The organism is Leisingera sp. ANG49, from assembly GCF_059694505.1.
On sequence record NZ_JCATZN010000001.1, the window covers coordinates 543,935 to 556,467 of the forward strand.

14 protein-coding genes are annotated in these 12,533 nt (G+C 63.6%); 8 read left to right on the plus strand and 6 right to left on the minus strand.

Annotation, left to right across the window (positions count from 1 at the left end; translation table 11 throughout):
* The first annotated feature begins 4 nt into the window (after window positions 1-4).
* The 5 genes from AC58NV_RS02700 to grxD all read left to right on the plus strand — a co-directional run bounded on the left by AC58NV_RS02700 (window position 5) and on the right by grxD (window position 4,766).
* Complete coding sequence (locus AC58NV_RS02700) at window positions 5-1,114, plus strand: BamA/TamA family outer membrane protein (protein WP_497225766.1); 1,110 nt, start codon at window positions 5-7, stop codon at window positions 1,112-1,114.
* 103 nt (window positions 1,115-1,217) lie between these two features.
* Window positions 1,218-3,383 carry a phosphoribosylformylglycinamidine synthase subunit PurL gene (gene purL / locus AC58NV_RS02705; RefSeq protein ID WP_497225767.1) on the plus strand — a complete coding sequence of 722 codons (2,166 nt, stop codon included), beginning with the start codon at window positions 1,218-1,220 and terminating at the stop codon, window positions 3,381-3,383.
* 98 nt (window positions 3,384-3,481) lie between these two features.
* On the plus strand, window positions 3,482-4,000 hold the full coding sequence (locus AC58NV_RS02710; protein ID WP_497225768.1) for a hypothetical protein: 519 nt from the start codon (window positions 3,482-3,484) through the stop codon (window positions 3,998-4,000).
* Between the two features lie 65 nt (window positions 4,001-4,065).
* Complete coding sequence (locus tag AC58NV_RS02715; protein ID WP_366662614.1) at window positions 4,066-4,302, plus strand: BolA/IbaG family iron-sulfur metabolism protein; 237 nt, start codon at window positions 4,066-4,068, stop codon at window positions 4,300-4,302.
* 101 nt (window positions 4,303-4,403) lie between these two features.
* Window positions 4,404-4,766 (plus strand): Grx4 family monothiol glutaredoxin, encoded by a 363-nt coding sequence (gene grxD, locus AC58NV_RS02720; protein ID WP_174144801.1) that lies wholly within the window; start codon window positions 4,404-4,406, stop codon window positions 4,764-4,766.
* Between the two features lie 82 nt (window positions 4,767-4,848).
* Here the strand turns inward: grxD and AC58NV_RS02725 are convergent, their stop codons facing one another.
* Both AC58NV_RS02725 and AC58NV_RS02730 read right to left on the minus strand, forming a co-directional pair.
* Entirely contained in the window at window positions 4,849-5,244 is a 396-nt protein-coding gene (locus AC58NV_RS02725) for a cell division protein ZapA (protein ID WP_366662611.1), read from the minus strand.
* Window positions 5,244-6,086: a coiled-coil domain-containing protein gene (locus tag AC58NV_RS02730; protein WP_497225769.1), complete on the minus strand. Its 843-nt coding sequence runs from the start codon at window positions 6,084-6,086 to the stop codon at window positions 5,244-5,246. The genes AC58NV_RS02725 and AC58NV_RS02730 overlap by 1 nt, the downstream gene beginning before the upstream one ends.
* A 243-nt stretch (window positions 6,087-6,329) precedes the next feature.
* Here AC58NV_RS02730 and tkt point away from each other — a divergent pair, with 243 nt between their 5' ends.
* Complete coding sequence (tkt, locus tag AC58NV_RS02735) at window positions 6,330-8,351, plus strand: transketolase (protein WP_497225770.1); 2,022 nt, start codon at window positions 6,330-6,332, stop codon at window positions 8,349-8,351.
* On the opposite strand, the gene AC58NV_RS02740 is transcribed toward tkt, so the two are convergent.
* Both AC58NV_RS02740 and AC58NV_RS02745 read right to left on the minus strand, forming a co-directional pair.
* Window positions 8,305-8,826, minus strand: a complete 522-nt coding sequence (locus AC58NV_RS02740; RefSeq protein ID WP_497225771.1) for a hypothetical protein — start codon at window positions 8,824-8,826, stop codon at window positions 8,305-8,307. The two genes, tkt and AC58NV_RS02740, sit on opposite strands and share 47 nt — an antisense overlap.
* A 40-nt stretch (window positions 8,827-8,866) precedes the next feature.
* Entirely contained in the window at window positions 8,867-9,838 is a 972-nt protein-coding gene (locus AC58NV_RS02745) for a DUF808 domain-containing protein (RefSeq protein WP_497225772.1), read from the minus strand.
* Window positions 9,839-10,082: 244 nt separating this feature from the next.
* On the opposite strand from AC58NV_RS02745, the gene gap reads away from it, so the two are divergent.
* Both gap and AC58NV_RS02755 read left to right on the plus strand, forming a co-directional pair.
* Complete coding sequence (gene gap / locus AC58NV_RS02750) at window positions 10,083-11,084, plus strand: type I glyceraldehyde-3-phosphate dehydrogenase (protein WP_497225773.1); 1,002 nt, start codon at window positions 10,083-10,085, stop codon at window positions 11,082-11,084.
* A 76-nt stretch (window positions 11,085-11,160) separates the two neighbouring features.
* Window positions 11,161-11,304 carry a hypothetical protein gene (locus AC58NV_RS02755; protein WP_497225774.1) on the plus strand — a complete coding sequence of 48 codons (144 nt, stop codon included), beginning with the start codon at window positions 11,161-11,163 and terminating at the stop codon, window positions 11,302-11,304.
* Window positions 11,305-11,450: 146 nt separating this feature from the next.
* Here AC58NV_RS02755 and coaD read toward each other — a convergent pair whose 3' ends face one another.
* Window positions 11,451-11,951 carry a pantetheine-phosphate adenylyltransferase gene (gene coaD / locus AC58NV_RS02760; protein ID WP_497225775.1) on the minus strand — a complete coding sequence of 167 codons (501 nt, stop codon included), beginning with the start codon at window positions 11,949-11,951 and terminating at the stop codon, window positions 11,451-11,453.
* 96 nt (window positions 11,952-12,047) lie between these two features.
* Window positions 12,048-12,482, minus strand: coding sequence for a CBS domain-containing protein (locus AC58NV_RS02765; protein WP_366662603.1), 435 nt, complete (start codon window positions 12,480-12,482; stop codon window positions 12,048-12,050).
* Window positions 12,483-12,533: the final 51 nt, after the last annotated feature.

Consider the following 12,533-nt stretch of genomic DNA (forward strand, 5'->3'; position numbering starts at 1 on the left):
CCGCATGCGGCGTGCCATCCGGTCTGGTGTTCTGGCCGCGGGGCTGGCAGCGTTTGCTTTTCCTGCCCTGGCAGCCGGACCGGAACAAACCGAACGGCACCTCGGCCATATCGAGACGGCGCAGAAATCTGAGGGCTATGGCTTCCGCAACGGCTCCGTCGTGGTTGCGCCGGTGCCGTTTTCCAGCCCGATGATCGGCTCCGGTCTGGCGCTGGGCGCCGGGTATCTGTTCAAGACCAGCCCCGATGCCAATACCTCGGTGATCGGACTGGGCGGGCTCAGGTCCGACAATGGCAGCCAGGCGGCGGCGGGTATGGTCAGCCTCGCCTTGCCCGGCAACCGCTGGCAGATCAAGGCGCTCGCGGCGCGGGCGGATGCCGTCTATGACCTCTATACCGGGCTTGGGGTGCTGCCGGTCAGCCAGGACGGGTCGCTGGTGCGGATCAACGCCGCCTACGGGGTGGCGCCGGATCTGTCGGCTGGGATCGTGCTGCGCTACTTGGAGACAAGCATCACGCCAAACGCGGGCCTGCTGCCGCCGGAGCTGCAACCGGACGCCGATCTGGAGATCAGCACCTTCGGCCTCAGCCTTGACTGGGACCGGCGCGATGACAGCGACTATCCCACCCAGGGCACCCGGCTGACGGCATTTGCCACCCGCTCCCACGCGCTGGGCGGGCTCAGCCGCCGGTATGACAAGGGCTATGCCATCCTAGACGGCTACCGTCCGCTGGGGCGCCGCGGAGTGTTTGTCCTGCGCGGCACCCTGTGTGCCGCCTCCGCCAGCACGCCGTTCTTCGACCAATGCTCAATCGGGGCCACCGACAACATGCGCGGTTTCAACAGCACCCAGTTTATTGGCGCGCGCTCCGCCTCCGTCCAGGCAGAGTACCGCAGACGGTTTTCCAAGCGCTGGGGCGGCGTGGTCTTTGCCGGCGCCGGCTGGACCGGGCCGGAGTTCGGCGATTTGACGCAGGGCGGCAGCCACAGTGCGGCGGGCGCAGGCGTCCGCTACCGGGTGTCCAGGAAATTTCCGGTCGATTTCTCCATTGATGTCAGCCGCAACAACGAGCAGGAAACCCAGCTCTATGTCTATGTCGGGCAGCGGTTCTGACCCTGCGGCCACTCTGCGCGCATCCGTTTGCGCAACCCCTCTTTCCCAATGGCAAAGCTTGCTCTAAAAGGCGCGCAATCGCAGCCATTGGGGACGTTTACGGATGCAGGAACCCGCCATCACGCCTGAACTGATCGCAAACCACGGGCTGAAGCCCGATGAGTACGATCTGATCCTCGAAATCATCGGGCGGGAGCCGACCTTCACTGAGCTGGGTATCTTCTCGGCGATGTGGAACGAGCACTGCTCCTACAAGTCCTCCAAGAAATGGCTGCGCACCCTGCCGACCGACGGCCCGCAGGTGATCTGCGGCCCCGGCGAGAACGCGGGCGTCGTGGACATCGGCGACGGCGATGCCGTTGTTTTCAAGATGGAAAGCCACAACCACCCCTCCTACATCGAGCCCTACCAGGGCGCGGCAACCGGGGTTGGCGGCATCCTGCGCGACGTCTTTACCATGGGTGCGCGGCCCATTGCCTCGATGAACTCGCTGTCATTCGGCGAGCCGTCCCACCACAAGACCCGCCAGCTGGTCAACGGCGTGGTCGAAGGCATCGGCGGCTACGGCAACTGCTTCGGCGTTCCCTGCGCAGGCGGCGAAGTCCGCTTCCACCCGGCCTACAACGGCAACTGCCTGGTGAACGCATTCGCCGCGGGCCTGGCGCGCACCGACTCGATCTTCTACTCCGCCGCGTCGGGCGTTGGCATGCCGGTTGTGTACCTCGGCGCCAAGACCGGCCGTGACGGCGTCGGCGGTGCCACCATGGCGTCTGCCGAATTCGACGACACCATCGAGGAAAAACGCCCCACCGTTCAGGTTGGTGACCCCTTCACCGAAAAGCGCCTGATGGAAGCCACGCTGGAGCTGATGCAGACCGGCGCGGTGATCTCGATCCAGGACATGGGCGCGGCAGGTCTCACCTGCTCTGCCGTGGAAATGGGCGACAAGGGCAAGCTGGGCGTGCGCCTGGACCTGGAAAAGGTGCCCCAGCGCGAAGAGAACATGACCGCCTACGAGATGATGCTGTCGGAATCCCAGGAGCGGATGCTGATGGTGCTGAAGCCCGAGCTGGAAGCCGAGGCGCGCGCGGTGTTCGAGAAATGGGACCTGGACTTTGCCATCGTCGGCGAAACCATTGCAGAAGACCGCTTCCTGATCATGCACAACGGCGAAGTGAAAGCCGATCTGGTGCTGTCGAAACTGTCCTCCACCGCGCCGGAATACGACCGCCCCTGGGTGGAAACCCCGGCCGCCGAACCGCTGACCGACGCGGACGTGCCGACCATCGACCCGATCGACGGGCTGAAGGCGCTGCTCTCCTCGCCGAACTACGCGGGCAAGCAGTGGGTCTATGAGCAGTACGACACCACCGTGATGGGCGATACCCAGCGTCGTCCGGGTGCAGGCTCCGGCATCGTGCGGGTGCATGGCACCGACAAGAAACTGGCCTTCACCTCCGACGTGACTCCGCGCTACGTCAAGGCAAATCCGTTTGAGGGCGGCAAGCAGGCGGTGGCAGAAGCCTACCGCAACCTGACCGCCGTGGGTGCCAAGCCGCTGGCGACCACCGACAACCTGAACTTCGGCAACCCCGAAAAACCCGAAATCATGGGCCAGTTCGTCGGCGCCATCAAGGGCATCGGCGAGGCAGTTGCCGCGCTGGATATGCCGATCGTGTCCGGCAACGTGTCACTCTACAACGAAACCGACGGCAAGGGCATCCTGCCAACCCCGACCATCGGCGCCGTCGGCCTGATTGCCGCTGGCGAAGAGCCGATCATCGGCGAGGCGCGCGACGGCCATGTCGCCCTGCTGGTGGGTGAAACCGTGGGCCACCTGGGCCAGTCGGCGCTGCTGGCAGAGGTCTTCAACCGCGAGGACGGCGACGCCCCGGCGGTGGACCTGGAGGCCGAGAAGCGCAACGGCGAGTTCATCCGCGCCAACCGCGAGCTGATCAAGGCCTGCACCGACCTCGGCGACGGCGGCCTGGCGCTGGCGGCGTTCGAGATGGCGGAAGAGGCCGGCGTAGGCGTGCAGATCGACGCAGGCGACACCCAGACCGTGTTCGGCGAAGACCAGGCGCGCTACTTGATCGCCTGCAATTTCGACCAGGCCGAGGCGCTGATGCTGGCCGCCGGCCAGGCGGGCGTTCCGCTGACCACCGTTGGCAAGTTCGGCGGCGACATGGTGAAGATCGGCGGCTCCGAAGCGCCGCTGGCCGAGCTGAAGGACATCTTCCGCTCCAGCTTCGCCGCTGCCGTGGCCTGATGCCCGGGCGCTGCCCTTGGCGGCGGCGCGCCACATAAACATTCAAGGGCGGGACGGCACAGCCGTCCCGCCTTTTCCTTTGACCCGGGGACCGGCCGATGACCCTTCCTGAGCTGACAGAGGATTGCAGCCGCTGCGCGGGCCTGTGCTGTGTCGCCTATCCGTTTGAGGCGCATGAGGATTTCGGCCTCTTGAAGGAGGCCGACACCCCCTGCCCCAACCTCGCTCCGGATTTCCGCTGCTCCATTCACGCCGATCTGGCCAAATGCGGTTTCGGCGGCTGCGTCGCCTATTCCTGCGCAGGCGCCGGCCAGCGGGTGACGCAACTGCTGTTTGACGGCGAAACCTGGCGCGACGACCCGGACCTCCTGACCCACATGACCCACGCCCTGCGGGTGCTGCGCCCGATCCACGAGGCGCTGCTGGTGCTTCAGGAGGCCGCCGCGCTGCCGCTGCCGCAGGACCTGCGGGACCGCTGCGCGGAGCTGACGCGCGCACTCTGCCCGGTCTCCCCGTCATCCATCTGGGATTTCGAAGAAGACAGCGTTCAGGCGGCTCTGGCTGAACTGCCGGATTTCGTTGAAACTCTCGCCCTTTATACGCAAGACCGCAGCTAATCCGGGTTGCACAGCCTTCAGCGGGCACTTACATTTTTGTCAAATCAGACAAAGGACTCCCCCAGATGCCTATGCAAGCCCATGAAATTGAAGATTTGCTGCGCCAGGCCTTCCCTGACGCCGACATCCAGGTCGGCGGCACCGACGGCGTGCATATGTCCGCCATGGTGGTCGACGAAAGCTTCCGCGGCAAGAACCGCGTCCAGCAGCAGCGCGCCGTTTATGCCGCGCTGAAAGGCAAGATGGACGGCCCAGATGGCGAGTTGCACGCGCTGGCGTTAACGACTAAAGCTCCTGAATGATAGAAGAGCTATGCTCTGGTGCAGTCTCCAAGGCTGCGGAAGCAGTAACAGAATTTGTGTCGTCTCTGCATGACGGCCCTTCGAAGGAAAAGGACTCGGTAATGACCGACGCAAAGACCCGCATCGACGAAACCGTCAAAGCCAATGACGTGGTGCTCTACATGAAAGGCACCAAGGAAATGCCGCAGTGCGGCTTCTCCTCGCGTGTGGCAGCGGTGCTGAACTACATCGGTGTGGATTACACCGACGTGAACGTGCTGGCGGACGAAGAGATCCGTTCGGGCATCAAGGAATATTCCGACTGGCCGACCATCCCGCAGCTCTATGTGAAGGGTGAATTCGTGGGCGGCTGCGACATCATCACCGAGATGGCCCTGTCGTCGGAGCTGGACACCTTGTTCGAGGACAACGGCATCGCCTTCAACAAGGACGCCGCCGACAAGATCCGCGAAGCCAACGCCTGATCCCAGGCGCCATCCTCCGTAACGCAAAAAGGCGCCCATGCGGCGCCTTTTCCTTTTATTGCAATGTCTTGGGGCAACGGCCTCAGCCTGCCGCCTGTTCCTCGATCTCCTGGGCCAGCGCCTCAGTACGGGCAGCCAGTTCAGCCAGGCTTTCGGTCACTTGCGGCGGCACCACCGGGATTTCGATCCGTTCGGGCTCCGGCGGCGGCGCGGCTTTCAGCGCTTCCAGTTCCTGCATGCGCTCGGCCAGTTCGGCCTCGACTTCCTTGATCCGGTCTTCGACGGCGGCGGTCTTGTCGGCCAGCATCAGCCCGGCCATCAAAAGCATCCGCGCCTCTGGCATGCGGCCGATCTGATCCGACAGCACCTGGGCCTCGTCGTCCAGCATCTTGGCGGCAGAGTGCAGATAGCTTTCCTCGCCCTCCTGGCAGGAGACCTCAAAGCCGCGGCCGCCGATATGAATGGTCACTTCGGGCATCAGACTTCCTCTCCCTCAGGCAGGTTGCGGGCGGTGGCCAGCAGCGGCTCCAGCTTGGCCAGGACCGCGTTGACCTGGGCCTGATCGCTGGCCTGGGCGGCGCGCAGCCCTTCGATTTCGGCTTCCATCGCGGAATTGATAAGCCCCGCATCGCCGAGGCTTTGCGCGTTTGCGTCACGCAGGGAGGCATTTGAGGCGCGCAGTTCCTCATTGGCCTGGCGCAGTTGCTGAAGCTCCGTGTCGAGCCGCACCAGCGCTTCGTTCTGGCGTTCAAGCTCGGCGCTCATGTCGGGGGCTGAAGGCTGCTCCGCCGGGGCGCCCTCCCCGGCAGGGGCGGCGTCCAGCTGCGCCTTCAGGCTGTCATTGGCGGCTTTGGCCTCGGTAAGTTGATCTTCCAGCGCTTCCTTATCGCTGGCCGCGGTGTTGGCGGCCGCCTCAAGCTCCCCCTTCAGTCGGGCAACCTCGGCCCGCAGCGCCTGTTTCTCAGCCGGGTCGCCGGCCTCGTTGCGCAAGAGCTCCAGCTCAGCCTGCATGGCAGCCACGTCGTCATCGCTGGCAGACCCGGCGGGCGCGCTGCCCTCAACCTCTTTCAGGCGGGCGTGCAGCACCTTCACCCGCTCTTCCAGCTGGGCGTTGGCGGTCTTTTCCTCGTCCAGCGCCTGCTCAAGCTCGGCATTGGCGGCACCGGCGGCGGCGGCCTCAGCAGCCTGCACGGCTTCGGCAGCCGCTTCCTCGGCCCTGACCTTGTCCGCCGCGCGCGCCTCTTGCAGCGCGGCGGCGCCTGCGCTGATGCGTTCCAGCGCGGCCTGGATGCGGCCTTGCAGTTCTTCAATCTGGTTCATGCCTGTCCCTCACCCGCACCCTGCCGTTCCTTTGTCGTCCCGCGGCCTGCCCGAATCGAGCACGCGCGGCCGGCATGGGCCAGTTCTTCCCTTTCAGGGATAAATCACCCCCCTTTGCGTTTCAACCACTTGCCGCGCCATCTTCGCGCAGAATACCGGCGATCGGCGCAACCACGCTTGATCTTTGGCGCATCGCTGTTATTGAGCGCTGCAAATGCCTGTTAACGCCAAAGGACAATCCAAGTGGACCTGACAGCCCTGCGCACCGCCAATCCCGAACATTGGAACAAGGCCGCCGCCATCCGCGCGCTGGCACTGGACGCCGTCGCCGCCGCCAACTCCGGGCATACCGGCATGCCGATCGGCATGGCCGATGTGGCCACCGTTCTGTTCGAAAAGCACCTCAAATTCGATGCCGGCAACCCGCAGTGGCCGGACCGCGACCGGTTTGTCCTGTCGGCGGGCCACGGCTCGATGCTGATCTACTCGCTGCTGTATCTGACCGGCGACAAGCAGGTCACCCTGGATCAGATCAAGAACTTCCGCCAGACCGGCGCGATCACCGCGGGCCACCCGGAAAACTTTCTGATCGACGCGGTTGAAGTCACCACCGGCCCGCTGGGCCAGGGCATCTCCAACGCCGTCGGCTTTGCCATGGCAGAGGAAATGCAGCGCGCCCATTACGGCAAGAAAGTTGTCGATCACCACACCTATGTGATCGCCGGCGACGGCTGCCTGATGGAGGGCATCAGCCAGGAGGCCATCGGTCTTGCAGGCCGCCACCAACTGGGGAAGCTGATTGTCTTCTGGGACAACAACAACATCACCATCGACGGCACCGTGGACCTCAGCGACCGCACCAACCAGGTGCAGCGCTTCAAGGCGTCGGGCTGGCAGGTGCTGGAAATCGACGGCCACGACCCGATTGCCATTGACGAGGCCATTATCGCGGCGAAGAAGTCGAAGAAGCCGTCGATGATCGCCTGCAAGACCCACATCGCCTTGGGCCACGCCGCGCAGGACACCTCCAAGGGCCACGGCGCGCTGACCGATCCTGCGCAGCTGCAGGCCGCCAAGGACGCCTACGGCTGGACCGGCGGCGCGTTCGAGGTGCCGGCAGAGATCAAATCCCAGTGGGAAGAGATCGGAGCCCGCGGCAAGTCCGAGCGTGAAGCCTGGGAAGCCCGCTTTGCCGAGCTGTCGCAGCAGAAGCAGGACCGCTTCACCCGCGCCTACAACCTGGACGCGCCCAAGAAGCTGTCGGCTGCCATCAAGGCACTGAAAAAGCAGGTGAGCGAGGAGCAGCCCAAGGTTGCCACCCGCAAATCCTCGGAAATGGCACTGGCGGTCATCAACCCGCTGATGCCGGAAACCGTGGGCGGCTCGGCCGACCTCACCGGCTCCAACAACACCAAGACCGGCGACCTGGGCGTGTTTGACACCGACAACCGCAAGGGCCGCTATGTCTACTGGGGCATCCGCGAGCACGGCATGGCCGCAGCAATGAACGGCATGGCGCTGCACGGCGGCATGCGCCCCTACGGCGGCACTTTCTTCTGCTTCACCGACTATGCCCGCCCGGCGATGCGCCTGGCCGCGCTGTCGAAGATCCCGACCGTGTTCGTGATGACCCACGACTCGATCGGCGTCGGCGAAGACGGCCCGACCCACCAGCCGGTGGAACATCTGGCGATCTGCCGCGCGACCCCGAACACCTATGTGTTCCGCCCGGCCGACACCGTGGAAACCGCCGAGGCCTGGGAAATCGCCCTCACCTCCAAGGAAACCCCGTCGGTGATGACCCTGACCCGTCAGAACCTGCCGACCGTCCGGACCGAGCACAAGCTGACCAACATGGTCGAAAAAGGCGCCTATGTGCTGGCAGAGGCGGAGAACAAGCGTCAGGTCATCCTGATCGCCACCGGCTCCGAGGTCTCAGTTGCGATGGAAGCCAAGGCCAAGCTGGAAGCTGAAGGCATCGGCACCCGCGTCGTCTCCATGCCCTGCATGGAGCTGTTTGCAGCGCAGGACGAAGCCTACCGCCGCAAGGTCCTGCCCGCAGGCCCGGTCCGTGTCGGCATCGAAGCAGCCGTCCGCGACGGCGGCTGGGACCGCTGGCTGCTGGGCGAGCGCGGCCAGGAGAAGAAAGCCGGCTTCGTCGGCATGGACCGCTTCGGCGCCTCTGCACCGGCAGGCGAGCTGTTCGAACGCTTCGGCATCACCGCCGAGGGCGCTGTTGCGAAGGTGAAAGAGTTGCTGGGCTGAGGCCCGTCAAACACCAGAAACAGAAAAGGGCTCCTGTCGGAGCCCTTTTTTTGTCTGAACCTCCTAGGGCGTTGTCAATTTCGGCCATTTCCTTCAACGCATCATAGGCTTTCTGCGCGTAGTCCAAACGCAATTCATAGCTACCGCTGGCAATGATGAATTCTGGAGGTTGTATCCCCGCAGCAAGGAAAGCTTGCTTGATTTGAGTGCCGGAAAGCGGGACGTAGTCTGAATCCTCGCCGCTGAATTTGTTGAACAACCGGCCTCCGAACCAGCCACTGCGAGCCTGTGCTTGTTTGGCGGAATGCAGTCTAAAATGGAGGAAACCGTACAACTGTTTCGCGTCCATGGGGGCGAGGTCCGCAGCCTTGGTCATTGCCGAGAGCAAAGACGCCGTTCCACCTGTCGTTACCTCACCTGCTGCAATTTGGTTTGGAGTTGGACCGGAAAGTATCTTGATAATTGGCTTCTTCAAATGCGTGTTTCCAAACTTTCTACTGAGTAGCTAACCTCTTTCAGTGCTCTGCCGACTTTCCCGAAACCGCCGCAATCACCGGTCCGATCACCTTGGTTGCCAGCGGGATCAGCAGCAGCCCCAGCGCGACGCCGAACACCCCGTCCATCGCCGCCTTGGCCGTCCACTCGGCAAAGCCCTCCCAAGCAGCAGGCACCGCGTGGCCCACGGCATTGGCCCAATCATGGATCAGATGGCCCAGCCAGCCAAAGCCCAGCACCTCCAGCCCGTGGATGATGATGGAGCCTCCGACCCACAGCATCGCTGCGGTGCCGACCACCGACAGGATCCACATCAGCACCGGCATGAACTTGACCAGCCCGCGCCCCAGCCCGCGCCCCACCGGCGTCGGTGCGTTCTTGGCCAGATACAGGCCGACATCGTCCATCTTCACGATCAGAGCGACAGAGCCGTAGACCGCAAGCGTCACGCCAATTGCCACCACCGCCAGCGTTGCAGCCTGCATCCAGACGTTCGGCGCCTCGATGGCGGCCAGCGCGATGGTCATGATCTCTGCCGACAGGATGAAATCGGTCTTGATCGCGCCCTTGATCTTCTGCTCCTCCAGGTGGCCGGGATCCTTGATGCTCATGTCCTCGTCGATGGCGTGGATCGCGTGGGGGAACAGCACGTGAAAGACCTTCTCGGCGCCCTCGAAACACAAGTACGACCCGCCCAGCATCAGCAAGGGCGTAATTGCCCAAGGCGCAAAATTCGCCAGCAGCATGGCGACCGGCAAGAGCAGGATCAGCTTGTTGAACAAGGAGCCGCGGGTGATGCGCCAGATGATCGGCAGTTCGCGCGCGGGGGCAAAGCCTTGCAGGTACTTCGGCGTCACCGCGGCATCGTCGATGATCACACCGGCGGTCTTGGCCCCGGCCTTGCCCGCCGCTGCCGCCACATCGTCGACCGAGGCCGCCGCCACCTTGGCAATCCCCGCCACATCATCCAGCAGCGCCAGCAATCCGCTCATGCCAAATTCCTCAAATCCTGTCCGCGTTTGAGAGGCAATCTGCCCGCTTCCGCGCCGCAGCACAAGCGTTAGCGCCACCGCCTGCGGGCGGCAAAATTCCGTTACCGCCACCGGCTGAAAACGTTAGCGCCACCGTGCGCATTTTGCGCTAACAGTTTCATTTAATGACGCTTTTACCCCTTTAGACCACATCCGCCCCGGTCTATATGGCGGCCAAAGGTTTTGCTCGCTTGGAGACGTACTCATGACCATCAAAGTCGGGATCAACGGTTTTGGCCGCATCGGCCGCTGCACCCTGTCGCACATCGCCGCCTCGGGCCGCGACGACATCGAAGTGATCAAGGTGAACGCCACCGGCCCGCTGGAGACCGCGGCGCATCTGATCAAATACGACTCCGTGCATGGCCGTTTCCCGGGTGAAGTGACCATCGGCGACAGCACCATGAACCTGGGCCGCGGCGACATGCAGATGTTCTCCACCTACGACATGAACGAGCTGGACTGGTCCGGCTGCGACGTGGTCCTGGAATGCACCGGCAAGTTCAACGACGGCGAGAAGGCCAAGGCGCATCTGGAGCGCGGCGCCAAGAAAGTTCTGCTGTCCGCACCGGGCAAGAACGTCGACAAGACCATCGTGTTCGGCGTCAACGATGACCAGCTGGAAGCCGGCGACACCATGATCTCCAACGGCTCCTGCACCACCAACTGCCTGGCGCCGCTGGCCAAGGTGCTGGACGAGGCGTTCGGTATCGAGCATGGCATCATGACCACCATCCACGCCTACACCGGCGACCAGCCGACCCTGGACCGACGCCACAAGGACCTTTACCGCGCCCGCGCCGCCGCCATGTCGATGATCCCGACCTCGACCGGCGCCGCCAAGGCCCTGGGCGAAGTGCTGCCGAACCTGAAAGGCCGCCTGGACGGCTCCGCCATCCGCGTGCCGACCCCGAATGTCTCTGCCGTGGACCTGACCTTCCGCGCTGGCCGCGACGTCACTGCCGAGCAGATCAACGCCGCCGTCAAAGAAGCCGCCGAAGGCCCGATGAAGGGCGTGCTGGGCTTTGAACCGGCACCGCTGGTCTCCACCGACTTCAACCACACCCCGGAAAGCTCGATCTTCGCGCCCGACCAGACCCGCGTGGTCGAGGACCGCATGGTGCGCGTGCTGGCCTGGTACGACAACGAATGGGGCTTCTCGGTCCGTATGGCTGACGTCGCCGTGGCGATGGGCAAGCTGGGCTGAACCTGCCTCACCCCCTTGAGAATTCACGCCCGCTCAGGTTATCTGGGCGGGCGTTTTCATTTGCGGCGGAGCCTTCATGACCAACCGGATTGCTATTTTTCTGGGCCTGTTCCTGATTGCCGCGGCCATCATCGACATTGCCCTGTTCGGCGACCGCCACATGATCTTTCTCGGCAAGAGGCTGTTTGCGCTGATCGACTGGGTTGCCTTCTGGCGCTGATCACCTTGACGCGGATTCGCTGGGATCCAAGCGCCCTACCCCGAATACCAGCGGCTGCGTCAGCCGCCTGTACGCGCAGCGCGCCGCCGAAAGCACAAAGCCGGGCGTTAGCCCGGCTTTGCCTGTGTCCAATGCTGTGAACCGGGTCAGCCGGTCTTGCCGAGCCGGTCCATCAGCTTGTTCTGGACCAGCGGGGTGACGAATTTCGACACATCGCCATCCAGCCGGGCGATTTCCTTGACCAGTTTCGAGGCAATCGCCTGATGCCGGGCCTCGGCCATCAGGAACACGGTCTCGATCGAGCTGTCGAGTGCCCGGTTCATGCCGACCATCTGGAATTCATACTCGAAATCGGCAACCGCACGCAGGCCGCGCACAATGATCTGGGCGCCGACATCGCGGGCGCAATCGATGAGCAGATTCTCGAACGGATGCGCGATGATCTCGGTGCCGGTCTCATCGCTCAGCTTGGCGCATTCCGCCTCGATCATCGCAACCCGCTCTTCCAGGTTGAACAGCGGCCCCTTGTCGCGGTTGATGGCAACGCCGATCACCAGCTTGTCAACCAGCGCGCTGGCGCGGCGGATGATGTCGATATGCCCGATGGTGATCGGGTCGAAGGTGCCGGGATACAGACCCACGCGCATGGGCGGCCTCCTGCCTTGTCAGAATTTCTGCACACGCAAACATATTTGCCGCCGCCATTGCAAGGGGGCAGAAATACGGATGGGCCCGCCTGCGGCTCAGTGCCCCATGATCATGTCTTGCAACGCGTCCTTTTCCATCGCCACCTGCGACAGCTGCGCCTTGACCGCATCGCCCAGCGTCACGATGCCGATCAGCTTTCCGTCCTCAACCACCGGCATGTGGCGGAACCGTCCGTCGGTCATCTGCTGCAGGATCTCGCCGACGTTGGACTGGCTGGTGCAGGTGACCAGATCCCTTGTCATATAACTGCTGACCGGCCGGTCCAGGCAGCCGGAGCCGACCTTGGCGAGTTCACGGACGATATCCCGTTCCGACAGGATTCCATCCGGCGTCTCCCCGTCACCTGAGACCACAACGGTGCCGAACCGGTTGTCCGACATCACTTTTGCCGCCTCAGCCACGCTGGCGTCCGGCTTGACCGTAACGACCCCAGTGCTGGCTTTCGACTTCAAAATCACTTGGACAAGCATTCAGCAAACCTCCGAAATAATATTGCGTATTTAAGAGGTTTGCCGCAACGC

Bases quoted from the DNA above. Each gene is read 5' to 3' on its own strand.
- AC58NV_RS02700 (WP_497225766.1), top strand. From the start codon at position 5: ATGCGGCGTGCCATCCGGTCTGGTGTTCTGGCCGCGGGGCTGGCAGCG.
- purL (WP_497225767.1), top strand. From the start codon at position 1,218: ATGCAGGAACCCGCCATCACGCCTGAACTGATCGCAAACCACGGGCTG.
- AC58NV_RS02710 (WP_497225768.1), top strand. From the start codon at position 3,482: ATGACCCTTCCTGAGCTGACAGAGGATTGCAGCCGCTGCGCGGGCCTG.
- AC58NV_RS02715 (WP_366662614.1), top strand. From the start codon at position 4,066: ATGCCTATGCAAGCCCATGAAATTGAAGATTTGCTGCGCCAGGCCTTC.
- grxD (WP_174144801.1), top strand. From the start codon at position 4,404: ATGACCGACGCAAAGACCCGCATCGACGAAACCGTCAAAGCCAATGAC.
- AC58NV_RS02725 (WP_366662611.1), bottom strand. From the start codon at position 5,244: ATGCCCGAAGTGACCATTCATATCGGCGGCCGCGGCTTTGAGGTCTCC.
- AC58NV_RS02730 (WP_497225769.1), bottom strand. From the start codon at position 6,086: ATGAACCAGATTGAAGAACTGCAAGGCCGCATCCAGGCCGCGCTGGAA.
- AC58NV_RS02745 (WP_497225772.1), bottom strand. From the start codon at position 9,838: ATGAGCGGATTGCTGGCGCTGCTGGATGATGTGGCGGGGATTGCCAAG.
- gap (WP_497225773.1), top strand. From the start codon at position 10,083: ATGACCATCAAAGTCGGGATCAACGGTTTTGGCCGCATCGGCCGCTGC.
- AC58NV_RS02755 (WP_497225774.1), top strand. From the start codon at position 11,161: ATGACCAACCGGATTGCTATTTTTCTGGGCCTGTTCCTGATTGCCGCG.
- coaD (WP_497225775.1), bottom strand. From the start codon at position 11,951: ATGCGCGTGGGTCTGTATCCCGGCACCTTCGACCCGATCACCATCGGG.
- AC58NV_RS02765 (WP_366662603.1), bottom strand. From the start codon at position 12,482: ATGCTTGTCCAAGTGATTTTGAAGTCGAAAGCCAGCACTGGGGTCGTT.